23 protein-coding genes are annotated in these 19649 nt (G+C 57.0%); 12 read left to right on the forward strand and 11 right to left on the reverse strand.

Annotated elements, in window-relative coordinates; all coding sequences use genetic code 11:
- Positions 1-15: 15 nt before the first annotated feature.
- Positions 16-648 carry a hypothetical protein gene (locus ACR0MQ_RS08890; protein WP_010443631.1) on the forward strand — a complete coding sequence of 211 codons (633 nt, stop codon included), beginning with the start codon at positions 16-18 and terminating at the stop codon, positions 646-648.
- Here the strand turns inward: ACR0MQ_RS08890 and ACR0MQ_RS08895 are convergent.
- Positions 637-969, reverse strand: coding sequence for an AzlD domain-containing protein (locus ACR0MQ_RS08895; RefSeq protein ID WP_480607433.1), 333 nt, complete (start codon positions 967-969; stop codon positions 637-639). The two genes, ACR0MQ_RS08890 and ACR0MQ_RS08895, sit on opposite strands and share 12 nt — an antisense overlap.
- A complete protein-coding gene (locus ACR0MQ_RS08900) occupies positions 966-1676 on the reverse strand; it encodes an AzlC family ABC transporter permease (protein ID WP_480607436.1) in 711 nt (236 codons plus the stop codon). The genes ACR0MQ_RS08895 and ACR0MQ_RS08900 overlap by 4 nt, the downstream gene beginning before the upstream one ends.
- Between ACR0MQ_RS08900 and ACR0MQ_RS08905 the strand changes: the two genes are divergently transcribed.
- From ACR0MQ_RS08905 to ACR0MQ_RS08920, 4 genes are read left to right on the forward strand one after another with little or no spacing between them, the layout of a single operon-like run.
- Entirely contained in the window at positions 1675-2616 is a 942-nt protein-coding gene (locus ACR0MQ_RS08905) for a formate dehydrogenase accessory sulfurtransferase FdhD (RefSeq protein ID WP_480607439.1), read from the forward strand. The genes ACR0MQ_RS08900 and ACR0MQ_RS08905 overlap by 2 nt on opposite strands.
- Positions 2609-3265 (forward strand): molybdenum cofactor guanylyltransferase MobA, encoded by a 657-nt coding sequence (gene mobA, locus ACR0MQ_RS08910; protein WP_480607442.1) that lies wholly within the window; start codon positions 2609-2611, stop codon positions 3263-3265. Before ACR0MQ_RS08905 ends, mobA begins: the two co-directional genes overlap by 8 nt.
- A complete protein-coding gene (gene mobB / locus ACR0MQ_RS08915) occupies positions 3262-3753 on the forward strand; it encodes a molybdopterin-guanine dinucleotide biosynthesis protein B (RefSeq protein WP_170772003.1) in 492 nt (163 codons plus the stop codon). Before mobA ends, mobB begins: the two co-directional genes overlap by 4 nt.
- The gene (locus ACR0MQ_RS08920) at positions 3750-5015 is read left to right on the forward strand and encodes a molybdopterin-binding protein (RefSeq protein ID WP_170772001.1); all 1266 of its coding nucleotides are present in this window, start codon (positions 3750-3752) and stop codon (positions 5013-5015) included. The genes mobB and ACR0MQ_RS08920 overlap by 4 nt, the downstream gene beginning before the upstream one ends.
- Here the strand turns inward: ACR0MQ_RS08920 and ACR0MQ_RS08925 are convergent, their stop codons facing one another.
- The 3 genes from ACR0MQ_RS08925 to ACR0MQ_RS08935 form a co-directional block, all read right to left on the reverse strand.
- A complete protein-coding gene (locus ACR0MQ_RS08925; RefSeq protein WP_170771998.1) occupies positions 5016-6008 on the reverse strand; it encodes a hypothetical protein in 993 nt (330 codons plus the stop codon).
- 14 nt (positions 6009-6022) lie between these two features.
- Positions 6023-6493 carry a transcription elongation factor GreA gene (gene greA, locus ACR0MQ_RS08930; protein ID WP_039540543.1) on the reverse strand — a complete coding sequence of 157 codons (471 nt, stop codon included), beginning with the start codon at positions 6491-6493 and terminating at the stop codon, positions 6023-6025.
- Between the two features lie 233 nt (positions 6494-6726).
- On the reverse strand, positions 6727-7107 hold the full coding sequence (locus ACR0MQ_RS08935) for a VOC family protein (protein ID WP_170474136.1): 381 nt from the start codon (positions 7105-7107) through the stop codon (positions 6727-6729).
- Between the two features lie 87 nt (positions 7108-7194).
- Here ACR0MQ_RS08935 and soxR point away from each other — a divergent pair, with 87 nt between their 5' ends.
- The 4 genes from soxR (at position 7195) to ACR0MQ_RS08955 (ending at position 12061) form a co-directional block, all read left to right on the forward strand.
- The gene (gene soxR, locus ACR0MQ_RS08940; RefSeq protein ID WP_010443641.1) at positions 7195-7650 is read left to right on the forward strand and encodes a redox-sensitive transcriptional activator SoxR; all 456 of its coding nucleotides are present in this window, start codon (positions 7195-7197) and stop codon (positions 7648-7650) included.
- Between the two features lie 136 nt (positions 7651-7786).
- Positions 7787-9433, forward strand: coding sequence for an electron transfer flavoprotein-ubiquinone oxidoreductase (locus ACR0MQ_RS08945; RefSeq protein ID WP_480607449.1), 1647 nt, complete (start codon positions 7787-7789; stop codon positions 9431-9433).
- 104 nt (positions 9434-9537) lie between these two features.
- Positions 9538-11250 (forward strand): tetratricopeptide repeat protein, encoded by a 1713-nt coding sequence (locus ACR0MQ_RS08950; protein ID WP_480607452.1) that lies wholly within the window; start codon positions 9538-9540, stop codon positions 11248-11250.
- Entirely contained in the window at positions 11240-12061 is an 822-nt protein-coding gene (locus tag ACR0MQ_RS08955) for a 4-(cytidine 5'-diphospho)-2-C-methyl-D-erythritol kinase (RefSeq protein WP_480607454.1), read from the forward strand. The genes ACR0MQ_RS08950 and ACR0MQ_RS08955 overlap by 11 nt, the downstream gene beginning before the upstream one ends.
- On the opposite strand, the gene ACR0MQ_RS08960 is transcribed toward ACR0MQ_RS08955, so the two are convergent.
- Positions 12054-13052 (reverse strand): polyprenyl synthetase family protein, encoded by a 999-nt coding sequence (locus ACR0MQ_RS08960; RefSeq protein WP_170781257.1) that lies wholly within the window; start codon positions 13050-13052, stop codon positions 12054-12056. The two genes, ACR0MQ_RS08955 and ACR0MQ_RS08960, sit on opposite strands and share 8 nt — an antisense overlap.
- A 56-nt stretch (positions 13053-13108) precedes the next feature.
- Between ACR0MQ_RS08960 and ACR0MQ_RS08965 the strand changes: the two genes are divergently transcribed.
- The 3 genes from ACR0MQ_RS08965 (at position 13109) to ACR0MQ_RS08975 (ending at position 14380) form a co-directional block, all read left to right on the forward strand.
- A complete protein-coding gene (locus ACR0MQ_RS08965) occupies positions 13109-13324 on the forward strand; it encodes a putative signal transducing protein (protein WP_008755664.1) in 216 nt (71 codons plus the stop codon).
- The gene (locus ACR0MQ_RS08970) at positions 13321-14100 is read left to right on the forward strand and encodes a tRNA1(Val) (adenine(37)-N6)-methyltransferase (RefSeq protein WP_480607457.1); all 780 of its coding nucleotides are present in this window, start codon (positions 13321-13323) and stop codon (positions 14098-14100) included. Before ACR0MQ_RS08965 ends, ACR0MQ_RS08970 begins: the two co-directional genes overlap by 4 nt.
- Before the next feature lie 115 nt (positions 14101-14215).
- On the forward strand, positions 14216-14380 hold the full coding sequence (locus tag ACR0MQ_RS08975) for a YdcH family protein (RefSeq protein WP_010443648.1): 165 nt from the start codon (positions 14216-14218) through the stop codon (positions 14378-14380).
- Here ACR0MQ_RS08975 and yddG read toward each other — a convergent pair.
- The 5 genes from yddG to ACR0MQ_RS09000 all read right to left on the reverse strand — a co-directional run bounded on the left by yddG (position 14377) and on the right by ACR0MQ_RS09000 (position 19603).
- The gene (yddG, locus tag ACR0MQ_RS08980; protein WP_260024016.1) at positions 14377-15243 is read right to left on the reverse strand and encodes an aromatic amino acid exporter YddG; all 867 of its coding nucleotides are present in this window, start codon (positions 15241-15243) and stop codon (positions 14377-14379) included. The two genes, ACR0MQ_RS08975 and yddG, sit on opposite strands and share 4 nt — an antisense overlap.
- The gene (locus tag ACR0MQ_RS08985) at positions 15240-16187 is read right to left on the reverse strand and encodes a transcriptional regulator GcvA (protein ID WP_480607460.1); all 948 of its coding nucleotides are present in this window, start codon (positions 16185-16187) and stop codon (positions 15240-15242) included. The genes yddG and ACR0MQ_RS08985 overlap by 4 nt, the downstream gene beginning before the upstream one ends.
- 303 nt (positions 16188-16490) lie before the next feature.
- Positions 16491-17213 carry an acetoacetyl-CoA reductase gene (phbB, locus tag ACR0MQ_RS08990; RefSeq protein WP_010443651.1) on the reverse strand — a complete coding sequence of 241 codons (723 nt, stop codon included), beginning with the start codon at positions 17211-17213 and terminating at the stop codon, positions 16491-16493.
- A 187-nt stretch (positions 17214-17400) separates the two neighbouring features.
- Positions 17401-18576, reverse strand: coding sequence for an acetyl-CoA C-acetyltransferase (locus ACR0MQ_RS08995; protein WP_170771978.1), 1176 nt, complete (start codon positions 18574-18576; stop codon positions 17401-17403).
- Positions 18577-18769: 193 nt separating this feature from the next.
- Positions 18770-19603: an EAL domain-containing protein gene (locus ACR0MQ_RS09000; RefSeq protein ID WP_480607464.1), complete on the reverse strand. Its 834-nt coding sequence runs from the start codon at positions 19601-19603 to the stop codon at positions 18770-18772.
- Between the last annotated feature and the right edge of the window lie 46 nt (positions 19604-19649).

The following is a 19649-nucleotide window of genomic DNA, read 5'->3' on the forward strand; positions in this document are numbered from 1 at the left end:
TGCGGCGTACCACCCATGTTCAGGATTTTGATAGCCTGTCTGCTTGCGGTGACAGTTGCTGGGTGCGCTGGTTCACAGCGCCCGCAGGCAGAGTCCTTTGAAATCGTATCCCGGTCTTATCGTGATCCGGGGCCATCGACACTGACGCTCTATACAATGATCAGCACGCGCACCGGGTCGGGGGCGCATACGTCGCTGATGATCAGTGGTAGCGAGAGGGTGATTTTTGATCCTGCGGGATCCTTCCGTGCCGACGTAGTACCGATTAAGAATGATGTGCTTTACGGCATTACGCCAAATGTCGAGCGTGCATATCGCAGCAGTCACGCGCGCGAGACGCATTATGCCCGTATCCAAACTATCCAAGTGACGCCACAACAGGCGGAAATCGCGCTTCAACTGGCCAAACAGATGGGCCCAGTTGCCGGGGCATTCTGCGCGAATTCAACGGCACAGCTTTTGCAGCAGGTTCCAGGGTTCGAGCAGATAAGCACCACATTCTACCCGGTGAAACTGTCCGACCAGTTTGGCCAGATACCGGGTGTTGTCACGACGGAGTATCGCGAAAATGACTCGGCCGATCTGCAGCAGGGTCTAGCCGAAAATAACGCGCGCCTGAACCAGATTGAAGCAGCCTCAAGCAACTAGGTAGAGCGAACCATAAAGCGTGGCGGCGCCCGTAAAAATCGCCGCCAGAACGTTCTTTGTGACGTACCCAACTGTTAACGCAACAGCAGCAGCTGACATGCGCGGCAAATCAGGCTGGCCGTCAGTGGCGGATGGCCAGACCACAAGTGGCGCGATCAGGGCAGGAATAATCGCCACCGCCGTATAGCGCAGGTGGCGCAGCAGCCAGGGCGGCATCGGGCGATCCCCAACCAGACCGATAAATGTGAATCTTAGAAGGTAGCTGCCAATCGCAAGGCCGATGATTATGATCCAGATGGTGGTGCTATCGATCTGCGTCATGACTTATTCCGTTCCAGCATCAGTTCGACCTGTGCACCGGCGGCCATTCCTGCGGCACCTGCGATTAGAAGGCCTAGATTGAAGGGCACAGCAACCGTCAGCAAGGCCACCACGATCGCAACCAATGCCGCAACCACATGGGCCAACGTGCGCATCATTGGTCCGATCATGGCCAGAAAGGTGATTGGCAAAGCGAAATCCAAGGCCCAACTATCTGGTATCTGCGTTCCCAGAACCGCGCCCAGATACGTTCCCAAGACCCAAAGCGGCGTAATCGGTGTGACCGAGCCAAAGAAATAGATCATGCGCTGTGGCACGATCATATCGGGTTCTTTTTCAAATCGGATCATCGAGCAGGCATAGGATTGATCGACGATCAGATAGGCCGCGCAGGCGCGCTGCCACAGTGGCGCTGCGCCCAGATAGGGCGTTAGCGAGGCCGAATACATTGCAACCCTCAAATTCACCGCCAGTGCAGAAATCAGGACGATCACGGTGGGCGTATTGTCCTGCAGCAATTGCAGTGCGGTGAATTGCGCAGCACCCGCAAACACGGTGGCGGAAAAGGCCATGGTCTGAATGATGTTCAACCCCGCCTCGGTTGCAAAGACTCCGAACAGCAGGCCGAACGGCATGGCGACGAAGACGAATGGTGCCCCGTCGCGAAAACCTTTCCAGAAGTATGACTTGGGTGTGGCAGAGGCCATGGCTAAATCCTATGGTGTTGCGAGCAGCAGTAGCCGTCTTGGGAAGGGGTTGCAATTGGCCAAGGAATTCGACCTGTCAGACTACCTTATTGCCCCTGATCCGGGCGCGGCGCGACTGACCCGTGCGGTGGAAGGCGTAGATCAGAATGGAGAGGTCAGCCAGATCTCGGTAGTCGAGGAGCGCCCGTTGACGATCTTTTTAAATTCGCAGGAAATCGTGACCGCGATGACCATCGGTGACTACCCTGAATATCTCGCACTGGGGTTTCTGCGTAATCAGGGCATGCTGCTGGCCGATGATCAGATCACGCGGGTCGACTACGACGATGATCTGGAAACCGTTGTCGTGCGCACAGCGCGTGAGACTTCGTATGAGGACAAACTAAAGAAGAAGACGCGGACAAGTGGCTGCGCAGTGGGTACCGTTTTTGGCGACATGATGGAGGGGTTGGAGGACGTGCTTTTGCCGCAGGTCTCGGTGCGCACCTCGTGGCTCTATGATCTGGCATCCAAGATCAATCGCACGCCGTCGCTGTATCTTGAGGCCGGGGCGATCCATGGCACCGTGCTGTGCCGTGAGAGCCGCCCGCTGGTCTATATGGAGGATGTGGGCCGTCACAACGCCGTCGACAAGATCGCGGGTTGGATGTTGTCCGAGGGAGAGGGCGCCGCAGACAAGATCCTCTATACAACCGGTCGCCTGACCTCGGAGATGGTGATCAAAACGGCAATGATGGGGATCCCGGTTCTCGCTTCGCGGTCGGGTTTCACCGCCTGGGGCGTTGAAATCGCGCGCGAGGTCGGCCTGACGCTGATCGGTCGCATGCGCGGGCAGCGGTTTGTATGTTTGTCTGGCGAAGACCGTTTGGTACGTGACGTTGATCCGACATCCGTGGCTGTCGAGGACAAGAAACATCGTAGGAAAAGTGCCAATGGCTGAACGGACACCAAAACTGTTGGGCGTTATTTTGGCAGGTGGCCTGGCGACCCGCATGGGGGGAGGCGACAAGGGGTTGTTGCAGATCGGCGGGGTTAGCCTGCTTGATCGTGTGATCAATAGGTTCTCGCCTCAGGTCGAGGCTCTGGCTCTGAATGCCAACGGGGATGCATTGCGATTCAATGAACTGGGATTGCCTGTGATTGCGGATTCGATCGATGGCTTTGCGGGACCACTTGCCGGTGTACTCGCTGGACTTGATTGGGCTGCAGAACAGGGTGCCCAGTCCATTGTGACAGTCGCCGCTGATACACCGTTCTTTCCGCGAGATCTGGTGGCGCAACTGGTGCGGGCTTCCGAAGGGCAAAAGCACCCTCTTGTTCTGGCAACCACTCCGCGAACTGGCGAAGAGGCCTTGAAATCTGGCGGGTCCAGGCGAGTTAACAGACACCCGACATTTGCTCTCTGGCCTGTTGCGTTGCGCGATGATCTGCGGGCGGCACTTGAGGGTGGTTTGCGCAAGGTTGTCCTTTGGACTGACCAGCATGACGGGCGAGAAGCGCTGTTTTCGGCCCAGCCGTTTGATCCCTTCTTCAACGTCAACACACCCGATGATCTGGCCCGCGCTGAAACTCTGTTGGAGCTGGCATGAGACTCTACGGCGTCATCGGTTGGAAAAACGCGGGCAAAACCGGGCTGGTGGAGCGACTGGTGGTCGAAATCACTGGACGTGGTTTCACCGTCTCTACTGTTAAACATGCCCACCACAGTGTCGATGTCGACCAGCCGGGAACCGACAGCCACCGGCATCGCGTGGCTGGGGCGTCCGAAGTGCTTTTGGCATCGGGTCAGCGTGTTGCTCTGATGCAGGAATTGCGCGGGGCACCAGAGCCAAAACTGGATATCTTGTTGGCACGCTTGTCTCCGGTTGATCTGGTGCTGATTGAAGGGTTCAAGCGTGAACACCACCCCAAAGTGGAGGCATTTCGTACAGCGCCTGGAAACCCGCTGATCGCGACGGAAGATGACTCGATCCGTGCGGTTGCCAGTGATACGCCATTGAAGCTGGATCGCCCTGTTTTTGATTTGAACGATACGGCGGCAATTGCTGATTTCATTCTTGGGGAGGTCGGACTATGAGCAAGCCGGACATATCGCCTCCACCCCTGCGCAATGATTGCTTTGCCTTGCCCGCCGGGGTGAACTGGACGCCGGTCGACGACGCACTGGCATTGCTACGGGACAGATTGGCCGTCGTAACAGGGGTCGAAAGCGCGCCGCTGATGCAGGCCGCCGGTCGCATTCTGGCAGAAGATGTGCAGGCCAAACGGTCAAACCCACCACAGCCCAACACCGCTGTTGATGGATACGGATTTGCTGGACCAGTGGCGGATGGCCCTTGTGTTTTGCCCTTGGTTGAAGGTCGCGCAGCGGCCGGTGTTCCGTTTGGCGGTAGGGTTCCCTCGGGCCATGCCGTACGCGTGTTGACCGGGGCGGCGCTTCCGGAGGGTGTTGATACGGTTATTCTGGAAGAGGATGTGACCCTCGATCAGGGTCACATTGCGTTCCGAGGTCCATTAAAAAAAGGTGCAAACGCACGAAAGGCTGGCGAAGACGTGGTCGAAGGTGCGCTGGCCTTGCCTGCAGGGCGACGGCTGACACCCGCGGATTTGGCACTTTTGTCGGCAATAGGGTTGGCCGAAGTGTCGGTGTACAAAGTGCTGCGCGTCGGGGTGCTGTCGACCGGGGACGAATTGGTCGAGCCCGGTGACATTGCCGCACCAGGGCAAATCTACGACGCCAACCGTCCGATGCTGTTATCGCTGGTCGAACGAATGGGGTTTGAACCGGTTGATCTTGGCGGCGCCGAGGACAGCCGGGAGGCGTTGGAGGATCATCTGGATCAAGCCGCTCGGCGGGTGGATGTGATCCTGACCAGCGGTGGGGCCTCTGCCGGGGATGAAGATCACGTCTCAGCCCTGTTGCAAGAGGCCGGGGCGATGCAGGAATGGCGCATCGCGCTGAAACCCGGACGGCCTTTGGCGTTGGGCATGTGGGATCAAACGCCGGTGTTCGGCCTGCCCGGCAATCCGGTGGCCGCAATGGTCTGCACGTTGGTATTCGCCCGCCCCGCGCTGAGCTTGATGGCCGGAGCAGGTTGGCAGGAACCGCAAGGGTTCGACGTGCCTGCCGCATTTGAAAAGCGCAAGAAACCGGGTCGCCGCGAATATCTGCGCGCCCGCATCCGTGAAGGACGGGCCGAGGTGTTTCATTCAGAAGGGTCCGGCCGGATAAGCGGGCTGAGCTGGGCCGAAGGGCTGGTTGAAATCGAGGACGGTGCGCGTGATATTCAGCCGGGTGATCCAGTACGATTTATCCCCTACGAAAGCTTTGGGCTCTAATCAGTCGAACGTCCCTGCAACCCGTCCCAGCAGCATAAAAGCGCGCGCGGTACGCGTCTCACCCAATGCGTTCAGTTCGGCGTCGCTGGCGTCGGGTTCGAACTCAACGATCATGTGATCGAAGCGCCGCAGGAAATGGTGTGCCGCATCGCGAAAGATCGGATCCTGTTTCATCCGCGCCGCCGTCAGCGCCAGCGAAGACCGGTCCCGGATACCGCCCAACGCAGCCACCGAACGCCCGCGGGCGCCTTGCGCAAACTGCCGCCAGATCTCGGGCCGGGCCATATCGGGGCGCAGGTCATCCATATAGATGCCTTCCTGACTAAGCAGGGTCAGAACATCCTGTGAGGCCTGAACAAGTTGCGATGCCTTGCGATCCTTCAACGCAAGACGCAGCGCGTCGAAACCCGCCTCATCGCTCTGCGTTTCGGGGAAGTTCAGGGCGCGGATGAAGATGTTGGTTGGCAACGGGGCCGCAATCTCTTCCGCAGGCGTGCCAAGTTCCAAGGTGGTTTGATTTGCAGGTTCGGATGCAGGCTTGCTGGCGCGCGCAGGTTCGCTGCGATTGGTTGAGAATGTCGCTAATGCGCTCTCGGTCTTTTTGGCACTTTCGGCGATTTCATCCAGTTTCTTGCCGACCATCGGTTCATAGGTGCTGGTCGCGCGCTGTTGTTGCACCACATAGCTGTTGCGGATTGCGTCGATAGCGGTTTGCAGACGCGCACTTTCTTCGCGCATAACGCGACTGGCGCGCATCGCCAACGCTGCAACCCAGATCATCGCCACCGGCATAAACACAGCCAGAAATGTGACGATAAATCCGCCTTCCTGTGCCCCGGGTAGCACCAGAAATACTACTGACACCACCAGCCAGATCAGGCTGAGCACAACAGCCGCGATCTCGATCTCGGTAATCGAGGGATGCGCGGGCCGATCGTAGATTCCCAGCGAGGTCGGTTTCTCGGGTTCTTGCTCGGGCTCAGACCCTGACATGATAAATGCTCCGGTCAGGCGTATTCGATACTCAGAACTTCGTAAGAGCGTACACCGCCGGGGGTGCGAACCTCGACACTGTCGCCTTCTTCTTTGCCGATCAGGGCGCGGGCGATCGGGGATTTGATATTCAGGAGGCCATTTTCAATATTGGCTTCATACTCACCGACGATCTGCCAGGTCTTTTCTTCGTCGGTATCTTCATCAACCAATGTCACCTTGGCGCCAAACTTGATCGCACCCGACAGCTTGGCGGGATCGATGACGTCGGCAAGCGACAGGATGCCCTCAAGCTCTTTGATGCGGCCCTCGATAAAGCCCTGCTTTTCACGAGCGGAATGGTATTCCGCGTTCTCTTTCAGGTCACCGAGTTCGCGGGCTGAGGCAATCGCCTCGATGATCGCCGGGCGCTCGACGGATTTCAGGTTTTTCAGCTCTGCCTCGAGCGCGGCATTGCCCGAAGGCGTCATGGGGATCTTTTCCATAGTCTTGTCGTCCACGCATAAATGTTACGCCCCGCCGCACAAAAGCGTCGGGGCGAAGGATGGGTTGGCAATTACCTGACCCAAATGGAGCGTGAATTGCAAGAGGGGAGGCGCGGGTTGTCAGTAAACTCGCAACTTAGCGCCGCCGTTTAGGAGGTTGATTGCGCCGGTGGCGCTGCCCCAACAGCTCCCCGCGTCGCCAACGGCTGGCATCGTGCCCAAGCCACAACATCTCAATCATACTGAACCACCTCGAATTCGATGCCGTTGTCGTCGCGGAAATAGAAGCGCCGCCCGGGCTCATAATCAGCGTGGTTGTGAGGTTTGAACCCTGCTTTGCGAACCTTTTCTTCGGTGGCTTCGATATCTTCGACCAGCACGCCCACATGGTTCAAACCACCCACGATATCATAGCTGCTTTCACTTAATGGCTTAGGATCATCGGGGGCGTAGAGTGCCAGATAGGTGTGAGCGCTGCCCACGTGCACTGTGTAGCCACCGGCAATGGCCGGGCCTTCCCAGCGTGTTTTCCAGTCAAAGACTTTCTGCATCCACGCTGCAGATGCCTTTGGGTCGCGGACCGTGAAGTTGGTATGTTCCAGAGTCGCCATCATAGGATCTCCTTCCTGATTTAAGGCTTGTCCCGACTCACCGTAATTTCTAAACCTAACTTTAGGTCAAGGGATTTTTTGGAGAATGTTATGGCTGTTTCCGAAGGATTGGCGATTGGTGCTTTGGCTCGACGGACGGGGTTAGCTGTGTCGGCGATCCGGTACTATGAGGCGCAGGGTTTGATATCTCCGTGGCGAAACGCGGGTGGGCAGCGACGGTATCAGCGTGCCGATATTCGACGGCTAAGTTTTGTGATGATCGCACAGCAGTTCGGCCTGACCCTGCCAGAAATACGAGAAGTGCTTTTGGAACTGCCCGGTAATCGAACACCGACGCCGCAGGACTGGAAAAACATCAGCGAAGGGCTGCGCACCCGGCTGGATCAGCGAATCGATACGCTGATGCGGTTGCGCGACAATCTGGACGGCTGTATCGGCTGCGGCTGTCTCAGCTTGCCTAAATGTAAGCTTTACAACCCCGATGACAGGGCAAAATCCCATGGTAGCGGTCCCAGATACCTGATGGGCGATGCGCCAGAGGCTTGATGTGTCGAATAGCGTCATTGTTACGCCGTGTTTCGATTGACCAAAGTCTTTCCGACCATGTAATCAGCCGTGAAACAATATTGCGCCGACCAAGCGGTGAAAGCGCCAATTCGGAAAGTTAGCTAAGGAGCCCGCGATGGCCGAGATTGAACGCGAAGCGATGGAATACGACGTGGTGATCGTGGGTGCAGGCCCCGCGGGCCTGTCGGCGGCCATCCGTCTTAAACAGCTGGATGCCGACCTGAATGTCGTGGTTCTGGAGAAGGGCTCGGAAGTGGGTGCACATATCCTTTCGGGTGCTGTGCTGGACCCTTGTGGTCTGGATACGCTGATCCCGGACTGGAAAGAAAAAGGCGCGCCGTTGAACGTGCCTGTGCATGAAGACAACTTCTACATGCTGGGTGAGGCGGGTCAGATCCGTATCCCCAACTTCCCGATGCCGCCGCTGATGAACAACCACGGCAACTACATCGTCTCGATGGGCAATGTCTGCCGCTGGATGGCGGAACAGGCCGAAGAGCTGGGCGTGGAAATCTTCCCCGGCATGGCCTGTTCCGAGCTGGTCTACGGTGAAAACGGTGAAGTCAAAGGCGTCGTGGCCGGTGTTTTTGGCCTAGAGGCCGACGGTTCTTACGGTCCTAACACTGAGCCGGGCATGGAGCTGCACGGCAAATACGTCTTCCTGTCGGAAGGCGTGCGCGGTTCACTGTCCAAGGAAGTCATTGCCAAATACGACCTGTCTGCCGGTAAAGAGCCGCAGAAATACGGCGTTGGCATGAAAGAGATCTGGGAGATTGACCCAGCCAAGCACAAAGAAGGCAGCGTCACGCACACCATGGGCTGGCCACTGGGCAGCAACGCGGGTGGCGGGTCGTTCATCTATCACCTTGAAAACAATCAGGTCTATGTCGGTTTCGTGGTTCACCTGAACTACAAAAACCCGCACCTGTACCCCTATATGGAATTCCAACGCTTCAAGCATCACCCGATGGTGGCTGAGCTGCTGAAAGGCGGCAAGCGTGTTGCTTACGGCGCGCGCGCGATCACCGAAGGCGGCTATCAGTCGATGCCGAAACTGGTGGCTCCGGGTGTCGCGCTGCTGGGTTGCTCGGCGGGCATGGTCAACGTGCCTCGCATCAAGGGCAACCACAACGCCATGCTGTCGGGTAAAGCTGCGGCTGAGGCCGCTTATGACGCCATCAAGGCCGAGCGTTCGGGCGATGAGCTGACCGCCTATGAGGCTGACGTTCGTGAAGGCGCAATTGGCGCTGACCTGAAGAAGGTGCGGAACGTCAAGCCGTTGTGGTCGAAATACGGCCTGACCGCCAGCCTGGTGCTGGGTGGCATGGACATGTGGACCAACACGCTGGGCTTTTCGCTGCTGGGCACGCTGGGCCACGGTAAGAACGACGCGGAATCGACGGAAGATGCCAGCAAGCATCAACCGATCGATTATCCGAAACCAGACGGTACACTTTCCTTTGATCGCCTGACGAATGTATCGTTTGCGGCCACCAATCACGAGGAAAGCCAGCCTTGCCATCTGAAACTGGCCGACCCGGAAATACCGGTGAAGGTCAACCTGCCTAAATTTGATGAACCGGCGCAGCGTTATTGCCCCGCAGGCGTCTATGAAATGGTCGAGGATGAAAACGGTCCGCGATTCGTCATCAATTTCCAGAACTGTGTTCACTGTAAGACCTGCGACATCAAGGATCCCAGCCAGAACATCACTTGGACAACGCCGCAAGGCGGCGACGGACCGAACTACCCCAATATGTAGGCAAGAACATGGGCGTTGGCAGGGTCGTGAAGGCTCTGCCATTGCCCTTCGCCCACCAAAGCCCTAGCTTATTCTTCAGTCAACGACAGTAAGGCAGGCAATCGGTGGTTTCCCTGGTAAGACGTACGGCATTGGCCGTCATTCTCATCTCAGCAATAACGCTCCCGGCGGCAGCCGATACCGGGTCGGGGTCGTATCTGGCGGGGCGGCAGGCGATTTATCAAAGCGACTATCCAGCCGCCGAGCGGTATTATTCGCAGGCGCTTCAAGCAGATCCTAAAAACGCAAAACTGTTAGAAAACGTTGTTGTAGCGCGGTTGGCTCTGGGTGAAATCGAGCGTGCCTTGCCGGTTGCGAATGCCATCGAAGAACAGGATTTACCCAGCCAGGCTGCCCGGATGGTGATCTCGGCGAATTTGCTTGCAAGCGGAGAGCTGGATGAATTTCTGGCCCGTGACCCTGAGACACAGGGGGTTGGTCCTTTGGTCGATGGTCTGTTGATCGCATGGACACACATGGCGCAGGGTGCCATGTCCAAGGCGATGGAAGAATTTGATGCGGTTTCTACGCAGGAAGGGCTTAAAGAATTTGCGCTCTACCATAAGGCTATGGCCTTGGCATCAGTCGGGGATTTCGAAGGGTCCGAAGCGATTTTTGAGGCCGATAACGGTGCTGTTGCCCGCTTCTCGCGCCGCGCGGCGTTGTCGCGAACCGAAGTTTTGTCGCAACTCGACCGCAACGAAGATGCGCTTCAATTCCTTGATGATGTGTTCGCTGCAGGAAGTGACCCGACCATTGAAGGGTATGTAAGTCGCCTGACTAACGGCGAAACGTTGCCGTTTACACATGTGCGATCTGCACAGGACGGCATGGCCGAAGTGTTCTATTCAGTGGGTGCAGCACTGAGCGCAGAGGCCGCGCCCGACTATGTACTCCTCTATATTAGGGCCGCGACGTTCCTGCGCTCAGACCACATCGACGCGATCCTGTTGAGCGCAGAGCTTTTGGACGGTCTGGAGCAATATGATCTTGCCGTTGATGTCTATCGGCAGGTACCACCGACAAGCAGCGACTATCACGCTGCCGAGTTGGGGCGCGCCGAAGTGCTCAGCCGTTCCGATCGCAAAGATGCGGCCGCTGAAGTGTTGCAAAACCTCGCAGCGCAGAGCCCCGATTTGCCGGGCGTACATGTGGCTTTGGCAGATCTCCGGCGTCAGCAGGAAAATTATACAGCAGCAGTCACGTCATATGACAAGGCCATTGCTCTGACCGAAGAAGGCGCGGGCAGCAACTGGTTCCTGCACTATGCACGCGGGATATCCCATGAACGTCTCAAGAACTGGGAGAGGGCCGAGGCCGATTTCCGACGCGCGCTTGAGTTAAATCCGGATCAACCGCAGGTGCTGAATTACTTGGGGTATTCGTTGGTTGAACGAAAAGAGAAGCTGGATGAAGCGCTTGAGATGATAGAACGCGCGGTCGCTGCGCGACCGGACAGCGGCTATATTGTCGACAGTCTTGGGTGGGTGCTATTCCGCCTTGGCCGCTATGACGAGGCGGTTGATCATATGGAGCGGGCTGTTGAGCTGATGCCTGTCGATCCGGTGGTGAATGATCATCTGGGCGATGTTTATTGGGCTGTAGGTCGTGCTCGCGAGGCGGAGTTTCAGTGGAAACGTGCCCTGTCCTTCATCGACCCCGAAGACACCGATGGAGAGGCCGATCCTGAGCGTATTCGTCGTAAGATTGAGGTAGGGCTGGATACTGTCTTGCACGAAGAGGGCGCTGAGCCATTGAAAGTCGCCAATGAAGGCTGAGGCATTCGCCCCCGCCAAAATCAACCTGACCCTACATGTAACCGGCCAGCGAGACGATGGCTATCATATGCTGGATTCATTGGTTGCCTTCGCAGATGTCGGGGATCGACTTACCTTTTCTTCGGGACCCAACCTGGCATTGTCGGTAGCGGGCGAGTTCTCGAGCGGTGTGCCAATCGACCATAGCAATCTGGTCTGGCAGGCTGCCGAGGCGGCTGGCTGGACCGGCAGCATTCTTCTAGACAAGCAACTGCCCCATGGCGGCGGTATCGGAGGCGGGTCTTCGGACGCAGCCGCGGTCCTGCGCACGGCGACGACTCAGGGGTCCATAAACGCCAATGATATTGCCTTGTCGCTGGGGGCAGATGTCCCGGCATGCCTATACGCTGCTGCGGCGCGAATGCGAGGTATAGGTGAGCAGATCGAACCGATTAATTTGCCGCCATTGCCAGCTCTTCTTGTTAATCCGGGGATCGCAGTTCCAACCGGACCTGTGTTTTCTGCGCTTCAAAGTCGAGAGAACGCGCTGATGCCAGCGAGAATTCCTACGTTCAAAACGCCAGAAGATTGCGCGGCGTGGCTACGGAATCAGCGCAATGACCTTGAAGCGCCCGCGATGACGGTAGCGCCGGGAATTGCAGCTGTCCTTGATGCACTGAGCGATACGCGCGGCGTGTTACTGACCCGCATGTCAGGTTCAGGCTCTACCTGTATCGCGCTCTATCCAACCCTGAAAGCGGCCCATTTCGCCGCCTACGAGATCGGAGCCGCGCAACCCAACTGGTGGTGCCGCGCGACAATGCTTAGTTGAGGCGCGAAACAACATAGTCCGCCAGATCGCCTAGCAATGTGCGGATTTCGTGATCAGGAACGTCTTCCAATGACGCCTTTGCCTTGGCTGCCCAGCCGAACGCATCTGCGCGGGTAGCTTCCAGCGTGCGGTATTTGGCCATCAGCGATAGGGCGTAGTCCAGATCGCCTTCTTCCTGACGTCCGCGCCCTATCGTGCGTTCCCAGAAAGCATGTTCATCCGCTGTGGCTTGCGCCACAGCTTTGATGACGGGCAGTGTTAGCTTTCGCTCGCGGAAGTCATCACCGACATTCTTGCCGGTGACCGCGCTATCACCTTGATAATCCAAAAGATCATCAGCGATCTGGAAGGCAACCCCAAGCGCATCACCATAATCATAAAGCGCTTTGACTTGAGCATCGTTTGCGCCGGCAATGACACCACCAACTTCGGTTGCAGCCGAGAAAAGCGCAGCAGTCTTCCCGCGTACAACTTGCAGATAGACACCCTCATCCGTGCCCAGATCGGTGGCTGCTGTCATCTGCAGCACTTCACCTTCCGCGATCGTGGCCGACGCGTTAGCCAGAATATCCAGAACCCGTAGCGAGCCCGTTTCAACCATCAGCTGGAAACTGCGGGAAAACAGATAGTCGCCAACCAGAACGCTGGATTTATTGTCCCATAGCAAGTTTGCGGTGGGCCGCCCACGCCGCTGTCCGCTTTCGTCCACGACGTCGTCGTGCAAAAGGGTCGCGGTGTGGATGAATTCGACAGTCGCGGCCAGCTTAACGTGATGGTCGCCGGAATAGCCAAATAACTGTGCAGCAGCCAGCGTCAGCATTGGGCGCAGGCGTTTGCCACCTGCCTCAACCAGATGTGCAGTCACTTCGGGGATGCGTGGGGCATGTTCCGACGCCATTCGGGTCCGAATCAGCGTATTCACCGCTGCCATTTCACCCGCCAACATCTCAGCCAGACGCTCATGCGGTTTCGAGATCGTGCTGACGCTCATCACACTCCTGATACAAGGCTCGACATCCCAGTCACCTTGCCCTTACATCCATCCCCATGAAAGAACTATTGCGCAGCACCGATCCGACAATCCTGGCTTTTGCAACGGCTCTCCTTGAGGGCGAGGATATAGACTGCTTTCAGATGGACGTAAATATGAGCATCCTCGAAGGGGGCATAGGAATTTTCCCTCGTCGCTTGATGGTGCGCGCTGATGATCTGACCCGCGCCGAGCGCGTTATGCGTGATAACGAGATACCGCTGGGGCGATGAGCTTGTTTTCCGACAATGAGTTGACGCTGAATGAATTTCTGGGTGGTCGTGTGCGATTATGGCAACCAAAGACTGGGTATCGCGCGGGCGTTGATCCTGTCTTGCTGGCGGCTTCGGTTCCTGCCCTCAAGGGTCAGTCAGTGTTAGAGCTCGGATGTGGCGCGGGAGCCGCTATTTTGTGTTTGTTGGCACGTGTTCCGCAATTGCAGGCGACAGGGGTCGAATTGCAATCCGCTTATGCGGAACTGGCGCGTCGAAATGCCACTCAGAACGCTATGTACCTGTCGGTGGTCGAGGCTGATCTGAGCGCGCTACCCAGAGACCTGAAACAAGCACAGTTTGATCATGTCATCGCTAATCCGCCTTATTACATGCCGGGTGCACATAGCCCATCGACCGATCCGGGACGGCAGATTGCTTTAGGTGAAAACACCCCACTAACAGAGTGGATAGATGTCGCGGCCCGGCGGTTAGCACCACGAGGATACTTGCACATGATCCAGAAAGCGGATCGCTTGCCAGACATACTGGCTGCCTGCAGTGGCCGCTTGGGGTCGGCCGAAGTGTTGCCGCTTTCTGCACGCGTGGGCCGCCCGGCCGAGTTGGTGATTCTACGAGCTCGTAAGGGAGGTCGTGCCAGCTTTCGGTTACAATCTCCGCTGATAATGCATCAGGGGGATCGGCACCTTAAAGATGGTGAAAGTTATACTCCCGAGGTTTCGGCGGTGCTGCGCGATGGCGCCGCACTGGCCGGATTCGCTTCAGATCGGCAATGACCAGCCGAATTTGTCGGATTTATTACAGATTCTGTGCGTCTGCAGCGTGACAGTCTGGAAATGATGTGATCAACTTCTTACGTCATACTTACCAAACCAGAGAAGGAGGACCGCCATGAGCGTGAGCGCGCATCTGACGGAGTTGAAGAAAAAACACGAAATTCTCGGTCTTGAAGTAGAAGAAGCTCAACGCTCACCTGGTATTGACGATCTCCATATTGCACAGCTCAAGAAGCAGAAACTGAAGCTGAAAGAAGAGATCGAGCGCCTGTCGGCCTAAGCCTTCAGGCTGGCGCGGGCAGCGATTGCAGCGCCACCGGTGACAAGCAAGGCCGCGATCGCCAATCCCCACGACAGGGCGGCGATCCCGGCCAGAACCAATACAAGCGTCGATAGCAAAGGTGCCGCGTATGAGGCGGTGCCGAGGATTTGAATGTCCCCGCGTTTAACTCCGATATCCCAAACATAGAACGCCAGCCCGACCGGGCCCAAACCCAAGGCGAGGGTTGAGGCCCAGCCTATTGCGCCCTTCGGCCAGACTGTTTCTTCAATTGCAAAATGCAGCGTCCAAGAGGCTATTGCTGTGATGATGCAGAACACCGCAACCGAACTTGTTGGTACATCGCCCAACCTTCGCGACAGAACCGAATAGCTTGACCAAGTCAGCGCACACAAAAGGGCCAACCCATAACCGGGCAGATGTTGCGCCTGAAACCCTGCACTGCTGCCACCAGTAATGATCACTGCAGCCCCGGCAAAGCCAAGGCTAGCGCCGATCAGGTGGCCAGGTTTCAGGTGTTCGCCGGGGAGCAAGCCGGACAGCAAAACAATGAGCAAAGGCCAGAGATAAGCAATCAGCCCTGCCTCAGCGGCGGGTGCCATGCGCAGGGCTGAGAAATACAGAGCGTGATATCCGAAAAGCCCAATTGCACCGAACAGATACGTGGTCCATGCGATCTGCCCCAACTGCCTCAGGCCTCCATTTGCTATAGTCCAGATCAGGCCCAAAGTTCCACCGATCGTAAAACAAATTGCGTTCAGCAACAGAGGTGGTGTGGGGGCTGAGCCCACGGTAAACAAGGCCAGCAGAGACCACAGCAAGACGGCGACAAAGCCGATTGCGGTCGCACGGGAACGAGTCATGGGCGTCCAAGTTCCTTTTCTGGGATGATCTCAAAGTCGTCCCACATATGCGCGGTTTTTTCGATCTCTGCAAAGAACCATTCTCGGAAAGCTGCTATTTGTGGGCGGTCTTTGGCTTCGGGCAGGCAAATGAATCGGAACCGCGCTTCGGTCTGCACCGCCACTTTGAACGGGGCGACAAGTCGGCCCTCGCTCACATCCTTGATGATTAAAGGCCGCCGCCCCAGTGCAACTCCCAACCCGGCGCAGGCTGCATCTATCGCGTGATCAGGTTGAGAAAAATGGGTGCCCGTTGCAGGTGAATATGACATACCAACGGCGCGGAACCAGGACGGCCAATCGCAACCAGGGGCGACCTTGAAGAGGGAATCATCAAATATCAGCGGTGCGTCACTGAGCGATTCCGGTGTCTGGAACCTCTCATGCAATTCAGGTGTCATAATGGGCGTCACCCAATCTGGTCTGGCGGCGTAGGAAGCTAGGTCAGCGTCGTCAGATATTCCAAATCGGATCGCCGCATCCACATCATCCCGCCGCAAATCGACAACCTTTAGTGATGCGGATAGCCGCAGTTCAATGTCCGGATGTAATCGTGCAAACTCGAACAAGCGGGGGGCCAACCACTTCGCGGTCAAAGCTGGTCCGGCAGTGAGAGTCAGCGTCCCGCTGCTTTGCAACCTTCGTGTTGCAGTCCATGCTGTCTGTAGAGTCGTAAATCCCTCTGCTGCGCCGGGTGCTAATGTGCGACCGGCCTCGGTTAGTTCAACGGCGCGGTTCAGGCGGCGAAACAGCGGTTGCCCGAGGTGCTCCTCAAGCGATTTGATCTGAAAGGACAGTGCAGCGGGGGTGACGTGTAGCTCTTCCGCGGCCTTGGCAAAAGACATGTGCCGCGCGGCGGCATCAAATGCACGCAATGCGGTCAATGGTGGCAGGCGGTCGCTCATTCAGTTAAAATTTCCTTAACTGACTATACGAAAAAGCTCGTTTGTAGGCCAGAGAAATATGCCCCATTATCGGGGTATGTCAAATGAATCTGATCTGAAAAAGAGGCAAACATGATTGAGATGACAACCCATCCTTCGGTTCAGCGTGCCTTTCAAAAGGCGCATTGCGAGCGCGGTAAAGCGGTCAGGAGCATCTGGCGAATGATTTTTGGTTCCCGCTGACCGCAGCGCGCGCGGACTTACGGGATAAAAGAAGGGCCGGTCCTTGATGGACCGGCCCGTTTTCGTTCCAATGCCGATGGTTCAGACGAAGAACTGTGCACCGTTGGCCGAAATGGTCGAGCCGTTGATGAACTGCGAATCGTCCGAGGCAAGAAAGGCGACGCAACGCGCAATCTCTTCCGGCTCACCCAGGCGACCCGCGGGGATCTGGCCAATGATCGATTCGCGCACTTTTTCCGGCACTGCCATGACCATTTCGGTCGCGATATAGCCGGGGCAGATTGCATTGGCTGTAATACCGGCCCGCGCGCCTTCCTGTGCCAGCGATTTTACAATACCCAGATCGCCTGCTTTTGTTGCGGCATAATTCACCTGGGCGAACTGACCTTTCTGGCCGTTGATTGAGCTGATCACGATGATCCGGCCGAACTTACGCTCGCGCATGCCCGGCCATACCGGGTGAACGGTGTTGAAGACACCCGTCAGGTTCGTGTCGATCACCTGATGCCATTGCTCAGGCGTCATCTTGTGGAACGGCGCATCGCGGGTGATACCTGCGTTGGCGACCACAATGTCGATCGGGCCGACCTCGGCCTCGACTTTTTCGATGCCCGCTTTGGATTCGTCGTAATCCGCAACATTCCATTTATAGGTGTTGATACCGGTTTCTTCGGTGAACTTTGCGGCGGCTTCGTCATTGCCTGCATAAGTGGCGGCAACATTATATCCTTCGGCCTTCAACGCCTTGGAAATTGCTGCGCCGATGCCGCGGGAACCGCCGGTTACGAGTGCTGTACGTGCCATTTAGGACTCCTCCAAATTTAGTCGTCTTGGTAATTCTGTTACTCTGAGAGTTGCGGGTGCGCAATATCGTTTCGTGATCGAATTAATCTTTCTGTCCGGCGATATTGTCGCATCTAAGGGATATGATCCGATTGTAACAAAAAAGGGCGCCCTGTGGACGCCCTTTTATAATTAGTTTTCAGCGCAATTAGTCGCGCTCCACGCACAATGCGACACCCATGCCACCACCAATGCAAAGGGTCGCAAGACCCTTCTTCGCGTCGCGGCGTTTCATTTCGAATAGCAGGGTGTTCAGAACCCGACAGCCCGAGGCACCAATCGGGTGACCGATAGCAATTGCACCGCCGTTGACGTTCACAATCGACGGATCCCAGCCCATGTCTTTGTTCACGGCGCAGGCCTGTGCAGCAAATGCTTCGTTGGCCTCGACCAGATCCAGATCGTCAACCGACCAGCCCGCTTTTTCCAGCGCTTTGCGCGAAGCGTAGATCGGGCCGACACCCATGATTGACGGGTCCAGCCCGGCGGTCGCGTATGAGGCGATACGGGCCAGAGGCTCAATTCCGCGCTTTTCGGCGTTCTCGGCCGACATCAGCAGGGTGGCTGCGGCACCATCGTTCAGGCCCGAAGCATTTGCCGCCGTGACCGAGCCATCTTTGGTGAAAGCTGGGCGCAGTTTGGCCATCGCCTCCATGGTGGCGCCATGGCGGATGTATTCGTCCTTGTCCATCACGATGTCGCCCTTGCGGGTCTTGATGGTGAAGGGCACGATCTCGTCGGCGAATTTTCCAGCGTTTTGGGCTGCTTCGGCCTTGTTCTGCGAAGCAACAGCGAATTCATCCTGCATGTCGCGGCTAATCTGCCATTTCTCGGCCACGTTTTCGGCGGTCTGACCCATGTGATAGCCGTTGAAGGCATCCCACAAACCATCGCGGATCATAGTGTCGATGTATTTCATGTCACCCATCTTGTGACCGGCGCGTAGGGCGGCGGCGTGAGGTGATAGGGTCATGTTCTCTTGTCCACCTGCAGCCACGATCTCGGCGTCGCCCAACTGGATGTGCTGAGCGCCCAGAGCGACAGCGCGCAGACCCGAACCGCAAACCTGATTGATGCCCCATGCCGCGCTTTCTTGCGGCAGACCTGCATTGATATGCGCCTGACGGGCGGGGTTCTGCCCTTGTGCGGCGGTCAGGACCTGACCCATGATGGTTTCGCTTACCTCACCCTTGTCGACCCCGGCGCGCTCGACAACGGCCTCCAGGACGGCAGCGCCCAAATCATGTGCGGGGGTGTTCGCAAACGAACCGCTAAAGCTACCGACGCCCGTACGTGCGGCGGATGCGATTACTACGTTGGTCATACAGTCAATCCTTTACCGTCATGGTCTTGTGGGAAATCTGACGGCGCAGGTCGTGGAGAGGCTTTCTCCGGATACAAGAGCGCCTCGGGTTCCCCGCTCCAGCACCTTCTGCAATACCGCAATGCTGCATCTGCAGCAACGGGCAGCTTGTCTCAGAGTTGACTGCGGTGTATCTTTGCGCGGCTTCTTTCTATCAACTGCCTGTTTTTGAGGATTTTTCTTTGACCCAAGGTGGAGTGACCGAAGGTGCGCCGTACAAGAAGCCCTGCAGGCAATCGACCCCATTTTCGATCAGAAAAGCAGCATCTTCAGCGATCTCGACCGATTCGGCGGTCACGAGAATTTCAAATTCACGTGCCACGGCGATCAGCGCGCGCACCAGCGCCTGATTGTCAGAGTTCTTACTGACGCCACGTATGAACTGCCCGTCGATCTTGGCGGCGTCGAACAGAAACTCGCGAAAATGGCGAAAGCTGAAGTTGCTGGCTCCGAAGTCATCCAGCGCGAAGGCGATCCCGCGGGCTTGTTGCTGATCCATGAAGTCAACCACCAGCTCGGGCACCTGCATGGCTGACGCTTCGGAGATTTCCAGAATCAACCTCTCGCCCAGGCTTGCGTCTTTTTTCAGGAACCTATCCAGTACACGCGACCAGTTGGAATAACCGATGGATCGGGCGGACATGTTGATGGACAAGCGAATGCCGGGATTTCGGATCAGGGTGCGCAATCCCATCTCGAGCGCTATGCAATCCAGATCACGACCGATGGGCGTGTTTTCAACCTGTGGCATGAACTCGCGTGCGGGTATGACGCGACCGGTTTCATCTAATACGCGGATGAACCCTTCGTAAAAGGCGATCCCTTGCGGGGGGTTAGCCTGAATAACGGGTTGAAACGCCAGCCTGCATTGCTTGTGCTTTACCGCTTCAGTGGCCATCTGAACGACGGATTGGTCCCGAGAGGTGACGGCGGCGCTCAACGGGTTGTCCGACCCTTCAGGCAGGTCCGCGCGCTTCCTGTTTCCCATGTTCTACCATTCCTCTGATCCCGACGATTACGGTCCGGACAACAGT

The organism is Ruegeria sp. AN6 (genome assembly GCF_056540425.1).

Excerpts from the sequence above, each read along its gene's own strand:
- ACR0MQ_RS08890 (WP_010443631.1), top strand. The coding sequence starts at position 16 with ATGTTCAGGATTTTGATAGCCTGTCTGCTTGCGGTGACAGTTGCTGGG.
- ACR0MQ_RS08920 (WP_170772001.1), top strand. The coding sequence starts at position 3,750 with ATGAGCAAGCCGGACATATCGCCTCCACCCCTGCGCAATGATTGCTTT.
- ACR0MQ_RS08970 (WP_480607457.1), top strand. The coding sequence starts at position 13,321 with ATGAGCTTGTTTTCCGACAATGAGTTGACGCTGAATGAATTTCTGGGT.
- ACR0MQ_RS08995 (WP_170771978.1), bottom strand. The coding sequence starts at position 18,576 with ATGACCAACGTAGTAATCGCATCCGCCGCACGTACGGGCGTCGGTAGC.
- ACR0MQ_RS08985 (WP_480607460.1), bottom strand. The coding sequence starts at position 16,187 with ATGAGCGACCGCCTGCCACCATTGACCGCATTGCGTGCATTTGATGCC.
- ACR0MQ_RS08965 (WP_008755664.1), top strand. The coding sequence starts at position 13,109 with ATGAAAGAACTATTGCGCAGCACCGATCCGACAATCCTGGCTTTTGCA.
- mobB (WP_170772003.1), top strand. The coding sequence starts at position 3,262 with ATGAGACTCTACGGCGTCATCGGTTGGAAAAACGCGGGCAAAACCGGG.
- ACR0MQ_RS08975 (WP_010443648.1), top strand. The coding sequence starts at position 14,216 with ATGAGCGTGAGCGCGCATCTGACGGAGTTGAAGAAAAAACACGAAATT.
- ACR0MQ_RS08905 (WP_480607439.1), top strand. The coding sequence starts at position 1,675 with ATGGCTAAATCCTATGGTGTTGCGAGCAGCAGTAGCCGTCTTGGGAAG.
- ACR0MQ_RS08900 (WP_480607436.1), bottom strand. The coding sequence starts at position 1,676 with ATGGCCTCTGCCACACCCAAGTCATACTTCTGGAAAGGTTTTCGCGAC.
- soxR (WP_010443641.1), top strand. The coding sequence starts at position 7,195 with ATGGCTGTTTCCGAAGGATTGGCGATTGGTGCTTTGGCTCGACGGACG.
- ACR0MQ_RS09000 (WP_480607464.1), bottom strand. The coding sequence starts at position 19,603 with ATGGGAAACAGGAAGCGCGCGGACCTGCCTGAAGGGTCGGACAACCCG.
- ACR0MQ_RS08945 (WP_480607449.1), top strand. The coding sequence starts at position 7,787 with ATGGCCGAGATTGAACGCGAAGCGATGGAATACGACGTGGTGATCGTG.
- ACR0MQ_RS08935 (WP_170474136.1), bottom strand. The coding sequence starts at position 7,107 with ATGATGGCGACTCTGGAACATACCAACTTCACGGTCCGCGACCCAAAG.
- mobA (WP_480607442.1), top strand. The coding sequence starts at position 2,609 with ATGGCTGAACGGACACCAAAACTGTTGGGCGTTATTTTGGCAGGTGGC.
- ACR0MQ_RS08960 (WP_170781257.1), bottom strand. The coding sequence starts at position 13,052 with ATGAGCGTCAGCACGATCTCGAAACCGCATGAGCGTCTGGCTGAGATG.
- ACR0MQ_RS08925 (WP_170771998.1), bottom strand. The coding sequence starts at position 6,008 with ATGTCAGGGTCTGAGCCCGAGCAAGAACCCGAGAAACCGACCTCGCTG.
- greA (WP_039540543.1), bottom strand. The coding sequence starts at position 6,493 with ATGGAAAAGATCCCCATGACGCCTTCGGGCAATGCCGCGCTCGAGGCA.
- ACR0MQ_RS08895 (WP_480607433.1), bottom strand. The coding sequence starts at position 969 with ATGACGCAGATCGATAGCACCACCATCTGGATCATAATCATCGGCCTT.
- phbB (WP_010443651.1), bottom strand. The coding sequence starts at position 17,213 with ATGGCACGTACAGCACTCGTAACCGGCGGTTCCCGCGGCATCGGCGCA.
- yddG (WP_260024016.1), bottom strand. The coding sequence starts at position 15,243 with ATGACTCGTTCCCGTGCGACCGCAATCGGCTTTGTCGCCGTCTTGCTG.
- ACR0MQ_RS08955 (WP_480607454.1), top strand. The coding sequence starts at position 11,240 with ATGAAGGCTGAGGCATTCGCCCCCGCCAAAATCAACCTGACCCTACAT.